We start from the raw sequence: 18,548 nt of genomic DNA, 5'->3' as shown, positions 1-18,548 counted from the left end.
GACTCCTTACAAATCGCCGAAGAAGCGCTTCACGCCTTCGAACCAACCGGTGGTTTTCGGCGAATGACTGTTGTCACCCGCCAGGGAGCTGCGCAACTCCTCCAGCAATTCGCGCTGACGACGACCCAGGTTGACCGGGGTTTCGACCGCCACACGACACATCAGGTCACCAGCACCGCCACCACGAACCGGCGCGACGCCTTTACCGCGAACACGGAACTGCTTACCGGTCTGAGTCCCTTCAGGGATCTTCAGTTTGACCCGACCATCGAGGGTCGGAATCTCCAGCTCGCCGCCCAGCGCTGCGTCGACAAAGCTGATTGGCACTTCGCAGAACAGGTGCTTGCCGTCACGCTGGAAGATCGCGTGCTCGCGCACATTGATCACCACGTACAGGTCGCCGGTCGGGCCACCCTGGGCACCCGCCTCGCCTTCGCCGGACAGGCGAATACGGTCACCAGTGTCGACACCGGCGGGCACTTTCACCGACAGGGTCTTGTACTCTTCAACACGACCTTCACCGTGGCACGAATCGCACGGATCGGAAATGATCTTGCCCTGGCCATGGCAACGCGGGCAGGTCTGCTGCACCGAGAAGAAGCCCTGCTGCATGCGGACCTGACCGATACCGCCGCACGTCGGGCAGGTGATCGGCGCGGAGCCTTTCTTGGCGCCCGAGCCGTCGCACGGCTTGCAGTTGACCAGTGTCGGAACGCGGATACTCACGGTCGTACCGCGCACCGCTTCTTCCAGGTTCAGCTCCAGGGTGTAACGCAGATCGCTGCCGCGCTGAGCGCCGCCACGAGCACCGCCGCGACCGCCACCGAAGAAATCACTGAAGACATCGCCAAAGATATCGGAGAAGTTCTGACCGCCAAACCCGGCACCGCCGCCACCCATGCTCGGGTCGACACCGGCATGACCGTATTGGTCATAGGCCGCGCGCTTGCTGGAATCGGACAGCACTTCGTAGGCCTCGTTGGCCTCCTTGAACATATCTTCCGACGCTTTGTCATCGGGATTACGGTCCGGGTGGTGCTTCATCGCCAGGCGACGGTAGGCCTTTTTCAGGTCCGCTTCGCTTGAACCACGCTCAACACCCAATACTTCGTAATAGTCACGCTTTGCCATAAGTCTTTGCACTCTTAAGGACGTTCGGCAAACCTCTCCTGAGCCTCGCCAAACTCGTTGAGCCCCAATACAGGCCCGGACCCAACTCACGTCAATTCAACGATCCTGGTCTTTGATTCGATGCGGTATCTGTAGACCGAAAAGCAGGAGCATTCTCGACCATACCGCCAACATCCGAGCGCTGTCGCATGCTGTAAAAATTCGCTTACTCCAGACACGCCAACGCGGGAGCAAGCTCCCGCGCGGCGACATCCTACCAGTCACCGCCTGAAGGCAGTCAACCGGGCGACCAACAACTTACTTGTGGTCTTTGACTTCTTCGAACTCAGCATCGACGACGTCATCAGCCTTTTCAGCCGATTCTTCTTTCGGTGCAGCGCCTTCAGCTGGCTGAGCCTGGTCGGCGTACATTTTCTGAGCCACTGGCGCGGAGACCTTGGACAGCTCTTCAACCTTGGCTTCGATAGCGGCCTTGTCGTCGCCTTTGATGGCGGTTTCCAGGGCAACTACAGCGGCTTCGATTGCAGTTTTCTCTTCAGCGCTCACTTTGTCGCCAGCATCAGCGACCATTTTGCGCGTCGAGTGAACCAGGGCATCGCCTTGGTTACGGGCGCTGGCCAGCTCTTCGAACTTGCGGTCTTCTTCAGCGTTCACTTCAGCATCGCGAACCATCTGCTGAATTTCTTCCTCGGACAGACCGGAGTTGGCCTTGATCACGATCGACTGAGTCTTGCCGGTAGCCTTGTCTTTCGCGCCGACGTGCAGGATGCCGTTGGCGTCGATGTCGAAGGTCACTTCGATTTGTGGCACGCCACGTGGTGCTGGTGGAATCTCGGCCAGGTCGAACTTGCCCAGGGACTTGTTCTGTGCGGCTTGCTTACGCTCACCTTGCAGTACGTGAATAGTCACTGCGCCCTGGTTGTCGTCGGCAGTCGAGAACACTTGCGATTTCTTGGTAGGAATCGTGGTGTTTTTCTCGATCAGCGCGGTCATCACGCCGCCCATGGTTTCGATACCCAGGGTCAGCGGGCTGACATCGAGCAGCAGAACGTCTTTCACGTCACCGGCCAATACCGCGCCCTGGATAGCAGCACCCATGGCAACAGCTTCGTCAGGGTTGACGTCTTTACGTGCTTCTTTACCGAAGAAATCGGTCACCAGCTTCTGAACCAGTGGCATACGGGTCTGACCGCCGACCAGGATCACGTCGTTGATCGCACCAATCTCGATACCGGCATCTTTCATGGCGATACGGCAAGGTTCGATGGTGCGCTGAACCAGGTCTTCAACCAGCGCTTCGAGCTTGGCGCGGGAGATTTTCACGTTCAAGTGCTTAGGACCGGTAGCGTCTGCGGTGATGTACGGCAGATTCACGTCGGTCGACTGGCTCGAGGACAGTTCGATCTTGGCTTTCTCAGCGGCTTCTTTCAGGCGCTGCATGGCCAGCGGATCACCTTTGAGGTTCATACCGCTTTCTTTCTTGAACTCGTCAACGAGGTAGTCGATCAGACGAATGTCGAAGTCTTCACCGCCCAGGAAAGTGTCACCGTTGGTGGCCAACACTTCGAACTGGTGCTCGCCATCGACTTCAGCGATTTCGATCACGGAAACGTCGAAAGTACCGCCGCCCAAGTCGTAAACGATCACGGTGTGATCGCCTTTGGCCTTGTCCATACCGTAGGCCAGTGCGGCTGCGGTTGGTTCGTTGATGATACGTTTAACGTCCAGACCCGCGATGCGGCCGGCGTCTTTGGTGGCTTGACGCTGGCTGTCGTTGAAGTAGGCCGGAACAGTGATCACCGCTTCGGTCACTGGCTCGCCGAGGTAGTCTTCGGCGGTCTTCTTCATTTTCTTCAGAATTTCGGCCGAGATTTGTGGCGGTGCCATTTTCTGGCCGTTCACTTCAACCCAGGCGTCGCTGTTGTCAGCCTTGACGATCTTGTAAGGGACCATCTGGATGTCTTTCTGTACGACTTCTTCGTCAAAACGACGACCGATCAGACGCTTCACCGCGTACAGGGTGTTATGCGGATTGGTCACTGCCTGACGCTTGGCCGACTGGCCAACCAGGATTTCACCATCGTTGGCGTAAGCGATGATCGACGGCGTGGTACGCGCGCCTTCAGCGTTTTCAATCACTTTGGCTTTGCCGTTTTCCAGCACGGAGACGCAGGAGTTGGTAGTCCCCAGGTCGATACCGATAATTTTGCCCATGTTCACTCTCCCGAAACTTTGGATTTGGATGCCGCAGCAGTGGTGGCTGACTGCGGTAGCACTTAAACGCTTGACTTCTAAATGGGGGCCTTGCGGCTAATTTCAAGCCTGCTCGTCAATCGAAGGCGAAACCGGTGCAGGTGCCTTGCTGACCACGACCATGGCCGGGCGCAGCAGGCGACCGTGGAGCTGGTAGCCCTTCTGAAACACCTTGAGCACGCTGTTTGGCTCGACATCGGCGCTTTCCTGCATGGCCATTGCCTGGTGATGCGAGGCGTTGAAGGGTTCGCCTTCAGGATCGATCGCTTCCAGGTGATAGCGCTTCAGGGTGTCCTGGAACATTTTCAGGGTCAGCTCGATCCCTTCGCGCATCGGACGAATGTTTTCGTCGTCAGGGTTGGATAGCTCCAGACCACGTTCCAGGCTGTCGATGATCGGCAGCAGGTCGCCAGCGAACTTTTCCAGGGCGAATTTGTGAGCCTTTTCAACGTCCTGCTCGGCACGGCGGCGGACGTTCTGCAGATCGGCGGCTACACGCAAAGCCTGATCCTGCGCACCAGCCAATTGCTCTTCGAGCACTTGTACACGAGCCGCCAAGTCTTCACCCGAAGCCTCGGGGCCTTGGTTGGCGTCTAGATTTTGCGTATCCACTGTCTGTTCGTCAGCCATAGATTTCTCCTTCCAATATCGTCCGCGAGCTCAACTCGCGCTTCTGCCCCGGTATATGGGGCCGCAAAATTCAGCTTCAAGGGCTATTTGATGATTACCCCTACAAAAAACAGCCGCATTGTCATTCCCAAGTGCGCTAAGGATTTCTTCATATCAAGCAAATCGACCTAAGAGAAGGCATTGTCAGCCAGAAACAAAACACTGTATAAATAACCAGACCTAAAGCCTGGGAGCGGCCTTTATGCTGGTGCACCTGTCCGTACATAACTACGCCATCGTTGAACATCTCGATCTCGAACTCGATCGCGGGATGAGCGTGATCACAGGGGAAACCGGTGCCGGCAAGTCGATCATGCTCGATGCCCTGGGCTTGACCCTGGGCGATCGCGCCGACAGCGGCGTGGTCCGCCCGGGCGCCGACAAGGCCGATATCCTGGCCACCTTCGACCTGATCGACATTCCGGAAGCCAGCGCCTGGCTGGCCGAGCGCGACCTCGAGAACGACGGTCCGTGCATTCTGCGCCGAGTGATCACTGCTGAAGGGCGCTCGCGCGGCTACATCAACGGCACTCCCTGCCCCCTCGGGGATCTGAAAGCCTTGGGCGAATTGCTGATCGACATTCACAGCCAACACGAACACCAATCCCTGCTCAAAACCGATACCCACCGCCGCCTGCTCGACGAATATGCCGGCGCCACGGACCTGGCCCGCCAGGTACAGCTAGCTGCCCAACGCTGGCGCCAGACCCGTCAGGAACTGGAACGCCTTTCCAACTCCGGCGACGAACAGCGCGCCCGTCATCAGTTGCTCAGCTATCAACTCGAAGAACTGGAAAACCTCGGCCTCGGCGAGAACGAACTGGAGCAGCTGGAACAGGAACACAAAAACCTGACCAATGCCGAAACCCTGCTGGGCATTTGCCGGCAAGTGGTCGAACAATGCAGCGAAAGCGATTCCGGCAATGTATTGAACGCACTCACCGCCAGCCTTAACCGCCTATCGAGCGTGAACAACTCGATTAGTGCCCTGGGCGAAGCCAGCAGCCTGCTGACCAGTGCGCAGATTCAGGTTGAAGAAGCCGTGGGCGAGCTGAACCGCTTTCTCGACAATTTCGACGCCGACCCGGCCCGCCTTCAATACCTGGAAGAACGCCTCGATGCCATCTACACCCTGGCGCGCAAACATCGCATCCAGCCAACCGAGGTCGCCGAGATGCAGCAGAGGCTACTCGATGAAATCGAAACTCTGAACGCCAACGACGAATCCATCGAACGATTGAGCGATGAACTGGCCTCCTATGCCCGTCATTATCAGGAGAAGGCTCGGGAGCTGAGCGACTTGCGGCATCGAGCCTCGAGCAGCCTGGCCAGTGCCGTGGAACAGGAAATCCAGCGCCTGGGCATGCCCGGCGGCCGCTTCACCATCGAACTTCGCCCCAACAGCAACGACGAACTGCTGCCTAACGGGCTCGAACAGGTAGAACTGCTGGTGAGCGCCAACCCGGGGCAACCGCTCAAAGCCCTGGCAAAAGTAGCATCGGGCGGCGAGCTGTCGCGTATCAGCCTGGCCATTCAGGTGATCACCGCACAGACCTCGCGGGTACCGACCCTGGTGTTCGACGAAGTGGACGTCGGTATCGGCGGCCCGACCGCCGAGATTGTCGGCCAATTGCTGCGACGCCTTGGGGAACGCGGACAGGTTCTGACCGTGACCCACTTGCCCCAAGTGGCGGCGCAGGGGCATCAACATCTATTTGTACACAAGGTCCGCGGTGAAGACGCCACGCGTACGGCCGTCTCCAAACTGAGCAAGACCGATCGTGTCGAAGAAGTGGCACGGATGCTGGGCGGCATCGATCTCACCAAGGAATCACTGGCTCACGCGAAAAAGATGGTCGTTACCGCGAAAATTTAAGAACGGCAGAAAGCACGAAGGCGACCCTGGGGTCGCCTTCGTTCGTTTCGCGAACCTGAAGTTCGCGCGACATGCTTACTTTTTCTTGCGCACGTACAGTACAAGATTGTGATCAACCATCTCGAAGCCATACTTGTCGACGATTGCTTTCTGCAGCCGCTCGATTTCTTCGTCGAAGAATTCGATCACTTCGCTGGTTTCGACGTTGACCATATGGTCGTGATGCTTGCCGTCGTCCAGCTCGAAGACCGCATGGCCTCCGTCGAAGTTGTGCCGCACCACAAGGCCAGCTGCCTCGAACTGGGTCAGAACACGGTAAACCGTGGCCAGACCGACGTCCTCACCAGCCTCCATCAGCGCCTTGTAGACATCTTCGGCACTCATGTGGCGTTGCTCGGCGGAATCGAGCATTTGCAGAATTTTGACCCGTGGAAGGGTCACTTTGAGGCCGGCTTTGCGTAGTTCGCTATTTTCAACCATGGTCAGCTTTCTCGCGATGCTGCTTCGCAGCTTCTCTTAATGCGGGTATGATCGGCGTTTACGTTGTCCCAGCCAAGATAGTGGAAGTCGCCCACCGATGCAAAACACCAAGCTCTTGCTAACCAGTTTCACCTTTGTGGGACTGCTCGCACTCGCCGGTTGTTCATTCCCCGGGGTTTACAAAATCGACATCCAACAGGGCAATGTCGTCACGCAGGACATGATAGACCAGTTGCGCCCGGGAATGACCCGCCGGCAAGTACGGTTTATCATGGGTAACCCTCTGCTGACCGACACGTTCCATGCCGATCGCTGGGATTATCTGTACAGTCTGCAACCGGGCGGCGGTGAACGCCAACAGGAACGCATCAGCGTCATCTTCAACCCAAATGATCAACTTGTCAGCCTCTCTGGCGATTTCATGCCAGGTGTGAGCCGCGACGAAGCCATTCTCGGCAAGGACAGTGGCACTACCGTGACCGCACCTGCAGAAAACGCCGAGAAGCCGAAGCCAGAAAAACCGCTCAAGCCAGGCTCGTTGCTGGACCAGATCCAGAAGGACGTGGACAACGTAGAAACCGTCCCAGTCCCGACGCCAGAACCGCTGGAAACCTCGCCGCAATAATTTGTGACGCAATAAAAAACCCGGATATTCCGGGTTTTTTATTGTCTGGCGACCAAGGGAATCACTGGTCCCGGGCTTTGGCCTCGGCAGCCTTGGCGGCACGTAACCGGCGAACTTCTTTCGGATCGGCAAGTAACGGCCGGTAAATCTCGAGGCGATCCCCTGCCTGAACCGGACGAATGCCCGGCTCAGCGATCACCTTGCCGAAGATTCCAACCGGACAACTGCCCAGATCCAATTCAGGGAACTGGCCGTTCAGGCCGGAGCGGAGCAACGCATCCCGCACCGTTGCGCCCACCGGCACCGTTACGCTCAGCAGTACCTGACGATCAACAGCGGCATATACCACTTCGACCTTGATCATTGCCTCAACCATGCATCTGTTTCGCACGCTGGCAAAACGCGTCCATCAGTGTGTTCGCCGCCTGATTGAACAAAGGCCCCAACGTCGCACGCACCAGCGGCCCCGAATAGTCGAACGACAAGTCCAGACTGATCTTGCAGGCCTTCTCGCCCAACGGCTTGAACACCCAGACGCCGTGCAACTGGCTGAACGGGCCTTCCTCGAGGTTCATCTCGATCGAGCGCCCAGGCACCAAGGTGTTACGGGTCACGAAATGCTGACTCACCCCCCCCTTGGCCACACCGACGCTTGCACGCATAAGCTCAGGCGTGCTTTCCAGAACTTCGGCCGACGAGCACCACGGCAGGAATTCCGGATAGCGGGCCACGTCGTTGACCAGGTCATAAAGCGCTTGTGCCGGATACGGCAGCAGGGCCGAACGTTGAATGTGTGTCGTCATGTCAGCGTTACTTCCACAGCTGGGCGGCAAACACTACGAGAATGCCGATGGGCGCCACATAGCGCATCAAGAACAGGGACAAGGCGAACAGAACCGGACGACGGATCGACAATTCGTCGCGCACAGCTTCACGCCCCATCACCCAGCCCGCAAACATCACGAAACACAAACCACCGAGTGGCAACATGATCCGCGAGGTGAAGAAATCGATCACACCGAAGAAGTCCAGACCACCGGCTGCTCCCCATTGATAGAGGTGGAACATCCCGCCTTCGTTCACGAAAAACTTGGCTTCCTTCCAGATATTGAAGGAGAACACGGTGCCCAGACCGACGAACCAGCAGGTGAATGCCAGCCAGAAGGTGACCCAGGCGCGGCTGATCTTCGTGCGCTCAACCAGGTAAGCCACCATCGGCTCAAGCAGGGAAATCGCCGAACTCCAGGCCGCAATCGCTACCAGCACGAAGAACACTACGCCCATCAACTGGCCGAACGCTACGTTACCAAAGGCAAATGGCAGGCTGACGAACATCAGGCCAGGACCTTCGCTCGGGTTCAGGCCCGCGGCAAACACAATCGGAAACAATGCCAGACCAGCTACCAGGGAAACGAAGGTATCGAGCAGCGCCACCCCGACCACAGTCCCGGAGATCGACGAGTTCTTTGGCATGTAAGCGCCGTAAATCATGATCGAGCCGACGCCCACGCTCAGGGAAAAAAAAGCGTGCCCCATCGCCGGCAGCAAGCCGTCGAGCACTTTTTCCGGATGAAAGTCGAACATGAAATGCACGCCTTCCATGAAGTGGCCGGTGGTCATGCTGTAACCCAGCAGTACCAGGATCATTACGAACAGCAGCGGCATCATGATCCGCAGACTGCGCTCCAGGCCAGCGACCACGCCTTTGGCAATCACCACGGCGGAGAGGAGCATGAAAATCGTGTGCCAAAGTGTCAGGCGCCATGGATCAGCAATCACATTGCCGAAGTACGCGCCGACCTGATCAGGTGTCACACCCTGAAAGTCACCGCGCCCCATATCAATGATGTAATCCAGCGACCAACCGCCGACCACACTATAGAAAGACAGGATCAGCAACGCCGTGATCATCCCGGCAAATGCGCCCCAAGACCACTTCGCTGAGTGTCCCGCTTCCAGCGCCAGGACCTTCAAGGCATTGGCCGGGCTCTGCCGCGCGCGACGGCCAATCAGGGTTTCGGCCAGCATCACGGGCATACCGATCAACGCGATACAGGCCAGAAACATCAGCACGAAGGCTCCGCCACCGTAGACGCCGACCATGTAAGGGAATTTCCAGATACTACCCAGCCCCACGGCCGAACCGGTCGCGGCGAGTATGAAGACCCAGCGGCTAGCCCAACTGCCGTGGACAGAAACCTTGTCTGTCGACATCGTTATCACGCCCAAGCGTTCAAAAAAGAGGCCGCATTGTCCGGGATTCAATCAACCTGCTCAAGCACGTAGCGATACCGTAGCCGACTCGCTTGCAACTCCCTATAATGCCGCCCCTATGGCTAAACAGAAGAAACACCCAACAGGGACCATCGCGCAGAACAAAAAGGCGCGACACGATTACTTCATCGAGCATAAGTTCGAGGCTGGTCTGGTCCTGGCCGGCTGGGAAGTAAAAAGTTTGCGGGCAAGCAAGCTACAACTGGTCGACAGTTACGTACTGCTCAAGGATGGCGAAGCCTGGCTGCTCGGCAGCCACATTACGCCGTTGATGACTGCCAGCACCCACGTCATCGCTGATCCGACCCGCACCCGAAAATTGCTGCTCAACCGGCGCGAGCTGGAAAAGCTGGCCGCTGCCGTGCAGCAAAAAGGTTACGCCTGCGTATGCCTGTCCTGGTACTGGAGCAAGCACATGGTCAAGTGCGAGATCGCTCTGGGCAAGGGTAAGAAGGAATACGACAAGCGTGATACCGAACGCGAACGCGACGCCGGTCGTGAATTGCAGCGTGCGGTGCGAAACAAGGGCAAGGAAGATTAATTTTTCGGCCTGATCGTGATCATTCCCACGCTCTGCGTGGGAATGATCATCATCCAAACCTACATCCCCTTGCGCCGCTCCGCCCGAGCCACGCGCTGCACTTCCTGACGCACTTCTTCCAGCACTTCCTGCACATACAAAATGTGCCGACTGGAAACTTCCCGCGCCTGCTCTGCCTTGCCTTCCATGATCGCCTGATACAACTCCCGATGCTGCGCAATCAGCATGTCGCGGGTTTCAGCGCGCTGCTTGTACATCCCGCCGATGTTGGTCACCACGTTGCGTTTGAGCAGGTCGAACAGCCCACGAATGGTGTGCAGCAACACTGCGTTATGACTGGCCTCGGCGATCGCCAAATGAAATTTCGCATCCGCCGCACCCTCTTCCGCCCGACCCACTTCGTCATGACGCGAATAGCAGTCTTGCAACTGGTCGAACGCCGCCGTCAGCCGCTCGCGATCCACGTCCGTGGCACGCAATGCCGCGTAATAAGCACAGGATGCTTCCAGCGTATGACGAAACTCCAGCAAATCACGCTGGGCCTCGGGGTTGCTTTCCAGCAAATGCAACAGTGGATCGCTGAACGTCGAGCCCAGGGATTCCACCACATAGTTACCGCCGCCCTGACGGCTGACCAGCAATCCTTTGGCGGCCAGTTTCTGAATCGCTTCGCGCAACGAAGGGCGTGACACGCCGAACTGCTCGGCCAACGCACGCTCCGCCGGCAATCGTTCGCCGGCCTTCAACGTGCCCTCGAGAATCATCCCTTCAAGTTGCTCGACAATATCGTCAGACAAACGGCGCTGCCGAATCTGATCAAACCCCATGACTCAATTCTCCACGATCCCGGCGGCTCGCCGGGCTCTCTATTCTGGCCTATCGGCGCTGCGCCAGCACCTACCAGACGACGCTCGATCGAACAGATCAGATGCGTTCTGCACCGCTCATTCGACAAAAGTTTTAGGGCGGCAAATTGACACACCGCATACAAGGCTTTTACCCTAGCCAACAGCGATTGTAAATTGGTATTACCAATTATCCAAGAACGCTGACCAGTGCCTGACCAACAACAATTAGGGGCCACCCCATATGCAAACCTGGCAACAGCTCTACAGCCCGCTCGGCAGTCTCGGCGTGTCCGCACTCGCGGCCGTCATCCCCATCGTATTTTTCTTCCTGGCTTTGGCCGTGTTCCGCCTCAAAGGCCACGTGGCCGGCAGCATTACCTTGGCGCTGTCAATTGCCGTGGCAATCTTCGCGTTCCAGATGCCGGTCGATATGGCCTTCGCGGCAGCCGGCTATGGTTTCGCCTACGGCTTGTGGCCGATTGCGTGGATCATCGTGGCAGCGGTGTTCCTGTACAAACTGACGGTCAAGAGTGGCCAGTTCGAAGTGATCCGCAGCTCGGTGCTGTCGATCACCGACGACCAACGCCTGCAAGTACTGCTGATCGGCTTTTGCTTCGGCGCGTTCCTGGAAGGTGCCGCCGGTTTCGGCGCCCCGGTCGCGATTACCGCCGCGCTGCTGGTAGGGCTGGGCTTCAACCCGCTGTATGCCGCTGGCCTGTGTTTGATCGCCAATACTGCGCCGGTGGCCTTTGGCGCATTGGGGATTCCGATCATTGTCGCCGGGCAAGTCACCGGTATAGACGCGTTCAAGATTGGCGCCATGGCCGGTCGGCAACTGCCATTGTTGTCGGTGTTCGTGCCGTTCTGGCTGGTGTTCATGATGGACGGCCTGCGCGGCGTTCGGGAAACCTGGCCGGCGGCGCTGGTGGCCGGCTTGAGCTTCGCCGTCACCCAATACTTCACCTCGAACTTCATCGGCCCGGAACTGCCGGACATCACCTCGGCGCTGGCCAGCCTGATTTCCCTGACGCTATTCCTGAAAATCTGGCAGCCAAAACGCGCCGCAGGCGCACACATCGTCGGCGCCGTCTCGGCTTCCGTGGTGGCCAGCACCGGTGGTTTCGGCCAACCGCGCAGCACCGTGCCTTCGCCTTACAGCCTGGGGGAGATTTTCAAAGCCTGGTCGCCGTTTCTAATCCTCACCGTGCTGGTCACGATCTGGACGCTGAAACCGTTCAAGGCCATGTTCGCTGCAGGTGGCTCGATGTATAGCTGGGTGTTCAACTTCGCGATTCCGCATCTGGATCAAATGGTGATCAAGGTCGCCCCAATCGTGACCGCCCCGACGGCGATTCCGGCGGTGTTCAAACTCGATCCAGTTTCCGCGACCGGCACGGCGATTTTCTTCTCCGCGCTGATCTCGATGCTGGTGCTGAAGATCAACCTGAGAACTGGTCTTACCACTTTAAAAGAAACCTTTTACGAACTACGCTGGCCAATCTTGTCCATCGGCATGGTGCTGGCCTTCGCCTTCGTCACCAACTACTCGGGCATGTCGTCGACCATGGCGCTGGTACTGGCAGGTACGGGTGCGGCATTCCCGTTCTTCTCGCCGTTCCTCGGCTGGCTGGGGGTTTTCCTGACCGGTTCCGATACTTCGTCCAACGCGCTGTTCAGTTCGCTGCAAGCAACCACCGCGCACCAGATCGGCGTCAATGACACCTTACTGGTGGCGGCGAATACCAGCGGCGGCGTGACCGGCAAGATGATCTCGCCGCAATCGATCGCCGTGGCCTGCGCCGCGACTGGTTTGGTGGGCAAGGAATCAGATCTGTTCCGCTTCACCCTCAAGCACAGCCTATTCTTTGCAACGATCGTCGGCCTGATCACGTTGGCTCAGGCCTACTGGTTCACCGGCATGCTGGTGCACTAAGAACTACACGCGACACGGAAAAAACCGACGCTGGGTTACGCCCCCGGCGTCAGCTATTCACAACCGGGTCTGCAAGGCTGCTGAAAGCTTCCCTCACTATATTCAGCAGCCTCAGCGGACGGATAACCGGGACCACCCGGAGACACGCCTGATGAGCGAGCTTTTTTACAACGCTGTGCCGAACGCGACCCGCGTCGCCCCGCCACTGCCCGAGCCTCGGCAATACCCCAGCGAGAAACCGTCACGGGTCTACCTGTTCGGGACTTGCGTGGTGGATTTGTTCTACCCGGAAGCCGGGATGGACGCGATTCATCTGCTGGAACGCGAAGGCATTCGTGTCGAATACCCGCAAGGGCAAAGCTGCTGCGGACAACCGGCCTACACCTCGGGTTACACCGAACAGGCCCGGACCGTGGCGCGCTCGCAACTGGCGCTGTTTGCCGGTGATTATCCGGTGGTGGTGCCGTCGGGGTCTTGCGCGGGCATGTTGCGCGAACACTACGCCGACTTGTTCAAGGACGAGCCGCAAACGCTGAAACAGGTTCAAGCCCTGGCCGCCCGGACTTATGAGCTGGCCGAGTTTCTGCTGTTTGTCTGCAAGGTGCAGCTCAAGGACAGCGGCGAACCGGTAAAAGTGGCGTTGCACACGTCGTGTTCGGCACGCCGTGAAATGAACACCCACCTGCACGGCCGTGAGTTGTTGGCGCAGCTGAGCAACGTGGAGCGAGTCGACCACAGCCACGAAAGTGAATGCTGTGGCTTTGGTGGGACTTTCAGCGTCCGTATGCCAGATATTTCCGGCGCGATGGTGGCTGACAAGACGCGTGCGTTGAAGGAGTCCGGTGCGCACAAGGTACTCAGTGCCGACTGCGGTTGCCTGATGAACATCAATGGCTCGTTGGAGAAACAGCAGGAAGCGTTGCGCGGTCAGCATCTGGCCAGTTTCCTGTGGCAGCGTACCGGAAGTGCCCAATGAGCACTTCCACGATTATTCCTACGGTTGCCGTAGAAGAAGATTTTCGCGCCCGGGCTCACAAGGCTTTGGCTGACACGCAACTGCGAAACAACTTTCGCAGCGCAATGGATTCACTGATGAGCAAACGGGCAGCGTCCTTCAGCGATGCCTTTGAGCGAGAACATTTGCGAGTGCTGGGCAATGCTGTCCGCGCCCGTGCTTTATCCAAGTTGCCCGACCTGCTCGAGCAGCTTGAACAGAACCTGACCCGCAACGGTGTGACAGTGCACTGGGCGGAAACGGTGGACGAGGCCAACGGCATCGTCTTATCGATCATCCGCGCTCACGAGGCGCGGCAAGTGATCAAGGGCAAATCGATGGTCAGCGAAGAGATGGAGATGAACCATGTCCTCGCGGCTCAAGGCATTGAATGCCTGGAGTCGGACATGGGCGAATTTATCGTCCAGCTCGACCACGAGAAGCCTTCACACATCATTATGCCGGCGATCCACAAGAATGCCGGTCAGGTCGCGTCCTTGTTCCACGACAAACTTGGCGTGGAGTACACCAAGGACGTAGACCAACTCATTCAGATCGGTCGCAAAGTCTTGCGACAGAAATTCTTCGAAGCAGACATCGGCGTCTCCGGCGTCAACTTCGCCGTGGCCGAAACCGGTACCCTGCTACTGGTGGAAAACGAAGGCAACGGGCGCATGTCGACCACCGTGCCGCCCATACACATTGCCGTCACGGGCATCGAGAAAGTCGTCGAAAACCTGCGCGACGTTGTACCGCTGTTGTCGCTGCTGACCCGCTCGGCTCTCGGCCAACCGATCACCACCTACGTCAACATGATTTCCGGCCCGCGCAAGGAACATGAGCTCGACGGCCCGCAGGAAGTGCACCTGGTATTGCTCGACAACGGTCGCAGCCAAGCCTTCGCCGACAGCGAATTGCGCCAGACCCTGAACTGCATCCGCTGCGGCGCCTGTATGAATCATTGCCCGGTCTACACCCGAATCGGCGGCCATGCCTATGGGGAGTTTTACCCTGGGCCTATCGGAAAAATCATCACCCCGCACATGGTCGGCCTGGCGAAAGTCCCCGACCACCCGAGTGCGTCTTCGTTATGTGGCGCTTGCGGTGAAGTCTGCCCGGTAAAAATTCCGATCCCCGCCTTGCTGCGTCGCCTACGGGAAGAGAACGTCAAAGCCCCGGACAGCCCGCATCAAGTGATGCGCGGTCAGGGCAGCAAGTACTCGCGCAAAGAACGGTTTATCTGGAACGCCTGGGCGAAGCTCAACAGCTCGCCAACGCTCTATCGCCTGTTCGGCTTCTTCGCCACTCGCCTGCGCGCGCTGACCCCGAGCAACGTCGGCCCGTGGACCCAGAACCACAGCGCACCAAAACCCGCCGCCCGCTCACTGCATGACATGGCCCGCGAGCATCTGGCCAAACAGGGAGACCGCTGATGAGCGCCAAGCAAAATATCCTCGGCAAATTGCGCAACAGTCTGACAGGCACCACGCCGGTGGCTGACAATTTCGATGTCGAATTGGTGACAGAGCCCTACACCTACACGCCAGAGCAACGCATCCCGCAATTGCGCAAACTGATGGAAGCGGTGCACACCGAAATTCATCTGACGTCCGGAGAAGGCTGGCCCAAATTGCTGGCGCAACTGCTGCAAGATCGCCAGTTGCCGAGCCTGTTGATTGCGCCGACGACACCTCACGGTCAACGCATCACTCAGCATTGGGAGAAAAATCCTGGCCTGCCAGCGCTCAAAGCCTACGACCGTCCGGTCGAGGAGTGGAAAGCCGAGTTGTTCAACGACACACCGGCCAGCCTGACCACCACCCTCGGCGCGATCGCCGCGACAGGTAGTCTGATTCTCTGGCCGACGCGGGAAGAACCGCGCCTGATGAGCCTGGTGCCGCCGGTGCATTTCGCCCTGCTCAAGGCCAGTGAAATCCGCGACAACTTCTATCAGGTGCAGCAGGAGTTCGAATGGGCCCAAGGCATGCCGACCAACGCGTTGCTGGTGTCCGGCCCGTCGAAGACTGCCGACATCGAACAAGTACTGGCCTACGGCGCCCATGGCCCCAAAGATCTGGTTGTTCTGATTCTGGAGGACCAATGAGTCTACCGGCGGCTTTCCTGCGAGATGTGCAGCAACTGATTCCTCAGGCACGACGTTTCGACGATCCGCTGTCGACGTTGGCCTTCGGCACCGACGCCAGTTTCTACCGGCTGATTCCGAAGCTGGTGATTCGCGTCGAGTCCGAAGATGAAGTGGTGGCGCTGCTCAAACTGGCGCAACGGGATAAAGTCCCGGTGACCTTCCGCGCCGCCGGCACCAGCCTGTCTGGCCAGGCCATCAGCGATTCGGTGCTGATCGTGCTGGGCGATAACTGGAACGGTCGCGAGATTCGCGGGCAAGGAACACAGATCCGTCTGCAACCGGGCGTGATCGGCGCCCAAGCCAACGCCTGGCTGGCACCGTTCGGACGCAAGATCGGCCCGGACCCTGCATCGATCAACGCCTGCAAAATCGGCGGCATCGTCGCCAACAATGCCAGTGGCATGTGCTGCGGCACCGCGCAAAACACATATCACACGCTGGCCGGAATTCGTCTGGTACTGGCCGATGGCAGCCGTCTCGATACCGAAGACGCCGCCAGCGTGGCGGCCTTCCGTGAGAGCCACGCCGAGCTGCTGGAACGTCTGGCGACATTGGGCCGCGAGACCCGCGACAATGCCGAACTCGCGGGGAAAATTCGCCACAAGTATCGTCTGAAAAATACCACCGGGCTGTCACTCAATGCGCTGGTGGATTTCGACGAGCCTGTGGATATCTTGAGCCACTTGCTGGTGGGCTCCGAAGGCACGCTCGGGTTCATCAGCGCGGTGACCTACGACACAGTGATCGACCATCCGAACAAAGCGTCGGCGCTGATCGTGTTCCCGGATGTAGAAACCTGCTGCAACGCCGTCACCGTGCTGAAAAGCCAACCGGTGTCGGCGGTGGAATTGCTGGACCGTCGCAGCCTGCGCTCGGTGCAGGACAAGCCCGGCATGCCGGCTTTCGTACAACAATTGTCGACCCATGCCTGCGCCCTGCTGATCGAATCCCGCGCCGCCTCTTCCACTTTGCTGCAGGAACAACTGACGCAAATCATGGCGTCGCTGACTGGGTTCCCGGTGGAGAAGCAAGTCGACTTCACCGAAGACCCGGTGGAAAACGCCCGGCTCTGGGCGATCCGCAAGGACACTTTCCCTGCCGTCGGCGCGGTGCGCAAAACCGGCACCACGGTGATCATTGAAGACGTAACTTTCCCGGTGGAACAACTGGCCAGCGGCGTGAACCGCTTGATCGAGCTGTTCGACAAACATCACTACGACGAAGCGATCCTTTTCGGACACGCCCTGGAAGGCAATCTGCACTTCGTCTTCACCCAAGGCTTCAACAACGCGGAAGAAGTCGCACGCTACCAGGCGTTCATGGACGACGTCGCGCACTTGGTGGCCGTTGAATTCGGCGGCTCGCTGAAGGCCGAACACGGCACCGGTCGCAACATGGCGCCCTTCGTCGAACTGGAATGGGGTAGCGATGCCTACCGGTTGATGTGGCAGCTCAAACGACTGCTCGACCCTAACGGCATTCTCAACCCGGACGTGGTACTCAGCGACGATCCGCAGATCCACCTCAAGCACCTGAAACCCCTGCCCGCCGCCGATGAGATTGTGGATAAGTGCATCGAGTGTGGTTTCTGCGAACCGGTGTGCCCGTCGAAAGGCCTGACGCTGAGCCCACGCCAGCGCATCGTGATCTGGCGTGACATCCAGGCGAAGAAACGCGCCGGCACAGACACCGCCAAACTGGAAAAAGCCTACGAGTACCAGGGCATCGAAACGTGCGCCGCCACCGGCCTGTGTGCACAACGTTGCCCTGTAGGAATCAATACCGGTGAGCTGGTGAAAAAGCTCCGCGGCCGGCAAGCAACGCATACGAAAACTGCCAACTGGATTGAAGGAAATTTCGCCACCGCGTTGCAAGGCGCGCGCTTCACCCTGCACGTCGCCAACGGTGCGCGGATGCTGTTGGGAGCGCCACGCTTGGCAAAGCTGTCAGCAACGTTGACGCGCTTATCCAAAGGCCAGGTCCCACAATGGACCAACGCCATGCCACAGCCGGAAAGAGCCATCCGTTTCAGCCCGACCGTGTCGGACGAGCGGCCTCGGGTGGTGTACCTGGCGGCCTGCGTGTCGCGAGTCATGGGCCCGGCAGCGGGCGATAAAGAGCAAATGTCGCTGTACGAAAAAACCCGTGGCCTGTTGGAAAAAGCCGGTTACCAGGTAGTTTTTCCGGACAACCTGGACAACCTCTGCTGCGGGCAACCGTTCGCCTCCAAGGGCTACGCCGAACAGGCCGAACACAAGCGACAGGAACTGATCGGCGCACTGCTACACGCCAGCCGCGGCGGGCTCGACCCGATCTACTGCGACACCAGCCCTTGTACCTTGCGGCTGGTTCAGGACTTGGGCGAGGTGCGGCTGGACCTGTACGACCCGGTGCGTTTCATCCGCACTCACTTGATGGATCGTCTCGATTTCACACCTCAGGAGGCGCCGATCGCGGTGCACGTCACGTGCAGCACTCAGCATCTCGGTGAGAGCCAGGCGCTGATCGATCTTGCGCGCAAATGCAGTAAAAACGTGGTCATCCCGGAAGGCATTCATTGCTGCGGTTTTGCCGGTGACAAGGGCTTCACCACCCCGCAATTGAATGCCCATTCGTTACGCACGCTCAAGGACGCGGTACAGCAATGCAGTGAGGGGATTTCCACCAGCCGTACCTGTGAGATTGGTCTGACGCAACACGGCGGAATTGACTACCACGGGCTGGTCTATCTGGTGGATCGAGTGACGCAGGCCAGGGCGACCTGAAGAAAAATAGAAC

The 18,548-nt window shown here is 58.6% G+C and carries 16 protein-coding genes; 8 read left to right on the top strand and 8 right to left on the bottom strand.

Going from position 1 to position 18,548, the window contains the following annotated elements:
- Window positions 1–6 precede the first annotated feature (6 nt).
- From dnaJ to grpE, 3 genes are all read right to left on the bottom strand, one after another.
- Entirely contained in the window at window positions 7–1,131 is a 1,125-nt protein-coding gene (gene dnaJ, locus LOY56_RS03655; protein ID WP_258619979.1) for a molecular chaperone DnaJ, read from the bottom strand.
- Window positions 1,132–1,428: 297 nt separating this feature from the next.
- Window positions 1,429–3,345 carry a molecular chaperone DnaK gene (gene dnaK, locus LOY56_RS03650; RefSeq protein ID WP_258619978.1) on the bottom strand — a complete coding sequence of 639 codons (1,917 nt, stop codon included), beginning with the start codon at window positions 3,343–3,345 and terminating at the stop codon, window positions 1,429–1,431.
- 102 nt (window positions 3,346–3,447) lie between these two features.
- Entirely contained in the window at window positions 3,448–4,014 is a 567-nt protein-coding gene (gene grpE, locus LOY56_RS03645; protein WP_007900531.1) for a nucleotide exchange factor GrpE, read from the bottom strand.
- Between the two features lie 241 nt (window positions 4,015–4,255).
- Between grpE and recN the strand changes: the two genes are divergently transcribed.
- Entirely contained in the window at window positions 4,256–5,929 is a 1,674-nt protein-coding gene (gene recN, locus LOY56_RS03640; RefSeq protein WP_258619975.1) for a DNA repair protein RecN, read from the top strand.
- Between the two features lie 75 nt (window positions 5,930–6,004).
- On the opposite strand, the gene fur is transcribed toward recN, so the two are convergent.
- Window positions 6,005–6,409 carry a ferric iron uptake transcriptional regulator gene (gene fur / locus LOY56_RS03635; RefSeq protein ID WP_003197684.1) on the bottom strand — a complete coding sequence of 135 codons (405 nt, stop codon included), beginning with the start codon at window positions 6,407–6,409 and terminating at the stop codon, window positions 6,005–6,007.
- Window positions 6,410–6,506: 97 nt separating this feature from the next.
- On the opposite strand from fur, the gene LOY56_RS03630 reads away from it, so the two are divergent.
- Complete coding sequence (locus LOY56_RS03630) at window positions 6,507–7,034, top strand: outer membrane protein assembly factor BamE (protein WP_258619974.1); 528 nt, start codon at window positions 6,507–6,509, stop codon at window positions 7,032–7,034.
- Between the two features lie 61 nt (window positions 7,035–7,095).
- Here the strand turns inward: LOY56_RS03630 and LOY56_RS03625 are convergent, their stop codons facing one another.
- From LOY56_RS03625 to LOY56_RS03615, 3 genes are read right to left on the bottom strand one after another with little or no spacing between them, the layout of a single operon-like run.
- Entirely contained in the window at window positions 7,096–7,410 is a 315-nt protein-coding gene (locus LOY56_RS03625) for an RnfH family protein (RefSeq protein ID WP_258619973.1), read from the bottom strand.
- Window positions 7,403–7,837 (bottom strand): type II toxin-antitoxin system RatA family toxin, encoded by a 435-nt coding sequence (locus LOY56_RS03620; protein ID WP_258619972.1) that lies wholly within the window; start codon window positions 7,835–7,837, stop codon window positions 7,403–7,405. Before LOY56_RS03620 ends, LOY56_RS03625 begins: the two co-directional genes overlap by 8 nt.
- A 7-nt stretch (window positions 7,838–7,844) precedes the next feature.
- On the bottom strand, window positions 7,845–9,248 hold the full coding sequence (locus LOY56_RS03615) for a sodium-dependent transporter (protein WP_258619971.1): 1,404 nt from the start codon (window positions 9,246–9,248) through the stop codon (window positions 7,845–7,847).
- 118 nt (window positions 9,249–9,366) lie between these two features.
- On the opposite strand from LOY56_RS03615, the gene smpB reads away from it, so the two are divergent.
- Window positions 9,367–9,849: an SsrA-binding protein SmpB gene (gene smpB / locus LOY56_RS03610; RefSeq protein WP_007900551.1), complete on the top strand. Its 483-nt coding sequence runs from the start codon at window positions 9,367–9,369 to the stop codon at window positions 9,847–9,849.
- A 59-nt stretch (window positions 9,850–9,908) separates the two neighbouring features.
- On the opposite strand, the gene LOY56_RS03605 is transcribed toward smpB, so the two are convergent.
- Complete coding sequence (locus tag LOY56_RS03605) at window positions 9,909–10,676, bottom strand: FCD domain-containing protein (protein ID WP_258619970.1); 768 nt, start codon at window positions 10,674–10,676, stop codon at window positions 9,909–9,911.
- A gap of 262 nt (window positions 10,677–10,938) precedes the next feature.
- Between LOY56_RS03605 and LOY56_RS03600 the strand changes: the two genes are divergently transcribed.
- The 5 genes from LOY56_RS03600 (at window position 10,939) to LOY56_RS03580 (ending at window position 18,535) form a co-directional block, all read left to right on the top strand.
- Window positions 10,939–12,630, top strand: a complete 1,692-nt coding sequence (locus LOY56_RS03600) for a lactate permease LctP family transporter (RefSeq protein WP_258619969.1) — start codon at window positions 10,939–10,941, stop codon at window positions 12,628–12,630.
- Between the two features lie 151 nt (window positions 12,631–12,781).
- Complete coding sequence (locus LOY56_RS03595; RefSeq protein ID WP_258619968.1) at window positions 12,782–13,606, top strand: (Fe-S)-binding protein; 825 nt, start codon at window positions 12,782–12,784, stop codon at window positions 13,604–13,606.
- On the top strand, window positions 13,603–15,057 hold the full coding sequence (locus LOY56_RS03590; protein ID WP_258619967.1) for a LutB/LldF family L-lactate oxidation iron-sulfur protein: 1,455 nt from the start codon (window positions 13,603–13,605) through the stop codon (window positions 15,055–15,057). Before LOY56_RS03595 ends, LOY56_RS03590 begins: the two co-directional genes overlap by 4 nt.
- Entirely contained in the window at window positions 15,057–15,728 is a 672-nt protein-coding gene (locus LOY56_RS03585) for a lactate utilization protein (RefSeq protein WP_258619963.1), read from the top strand. Before LOY56_RS03590 ends, LOY56_RS03585 begins: the two co-directional genes overlap by 1 nt.
- Entirely contained in the window at window positions 15,725–18,535 is a 2,811-nt protein-coding gene (locus LOY56_RS03580) for an FAD-binding and (Fe-S)-binding domain-containing protein (protein WP_258619962.1), read from the top strand. The genes LOY56_RS03585 and LOY56_RS03580 overlap by 4 nt, the downstream gene beginning before the upstream one ends.
- Window positions 18,536–18,548: the final 13 nt, after the last annotated feature.

This window comes from Pseudomonas sp. B21-048, assembly GCF_024748615.1.
Lineage (GTDB): Bacteria > Pseudomonadota > Gammaproteobacteria > Pseudomonadales > Pseudomonadaceae > Aquipseudomonas.
This window is presented reverse-complemented; position numbering and strand designations above follow the sequence as displayed.

Excerpts from the sequence above, each read along its gene's own strand:
- dnaJ (WP_258619979.1), bottom strand. The coding sequence starts at position 1,131 with ATGGCAAAGCGTGACTATTACGAAGTATTGGGTGTTGAGCGTGGTTCA.
- dnaK (WP_258619978.1), bottom strand. The coding sequence starts at position 3,345 with ATGGGCAAAATTATCGGTATCGACCTGGGGACTACCAACTCCTGCGTC.
- grpE (WP_007900531.1), bottom strand. The coding sequence starts at position 4,014 with ATGGCTGACGAACAGACAGTGGATACGCAAAATCTAGACGCCAACCAA.
- recN (WP_258619975.1), top strand. The coding sequence starts at position 4,256 with ATGCTGGTGCACCTGTCCGTACATAACTACGCCATCGTTGAACATCTC.
- fur (WP_003197684.1), bottom strand. The coding sequence starts at position 6,409 with ATGGTTGAAAATAGCGAACTACGCAAAGCCGGCCTCAAAGTGACCCTT.
- LOY56_RS03630 (WP_258619974.1), top strand. The coding sequence starts at position 6,507 with ATGCAAAACACCAAGCTCTTGCTAACCAGTTTCACCTTTGTGGGACTG.
- LOY56_RS03625 (WP_258619973.1), bottom strand. The coding sequence starts at position 7,410 with ATGGTTGAGGCAATGATCAAGGTCGAAGTGGTATATGCCGCTGTTGAT.
- LOY56_RS03620 (WP_258619972.1), bottom strand. The coding sequence starts at position 7,837 with ATGACGACACACATTCAACGTTCGGCCCTGCTGCCGTATCCGGCACAA.
- LOY56_RS03615 (WP_258619971.1), bottom strand. The coding sequence starts at position 9,248 with ATGTCGACAGACAAGGTTTCTGTCCACGGCAGTTGGGCTAGCCGCTGG.
- smpB (WP_007900551.1), top strand. The coding sequence starts at position 9,367 with ATGGCTAAACAGAAGAAACACCCAACAGGGACCATCGCGCAGAACAAA.
- LOY56_RS03605 (WP_258619970.1), bottom strand. The coding sequence starts at position 10,676 with ATGGGGTTTGATCAGATTCGGCAGCGCCGTTTGTCTGACGATATTGTC.
- LOY56_RS03600 (WP_258619969.1), top strand. The coding sequence starts at position 10,939 with ATGCAAACCTGGCAACAGCTCTACAGCCCGCTCGGCAGTCTCGGCGTG.
- LOY56_RS03595 (WP_258619968.1), top strand. The coding sequence starts at position 12,782 with ATGAGCGAGCTTTTTTACAACGCTGTGCCGAACGCGACCCGCGTCGCC.
- LOY56_RS03590 (WP_258619967.1), top strand. The coding sequence starts at position 13,603 with ATGAGCACTTCCACGATTATTCCTACGGTTGCCGTAGAAGAAGATTTT.
- LOY56_RS03585 (WP_258619963.1), top strand. The coding sequence starts at position 15,057 with ATGAGCGCCAAGCAAAATATCCTCGGCAAATTGCGCAACAGTCTGACA.
- LOY56_RS03580 (WP_258619962.1), top strand. The coding sequence starts at position 15,725 with ATGAGTCTACCGGCGGCTTTCCTGCGAGATGTGCAGCAACTGATTCCT.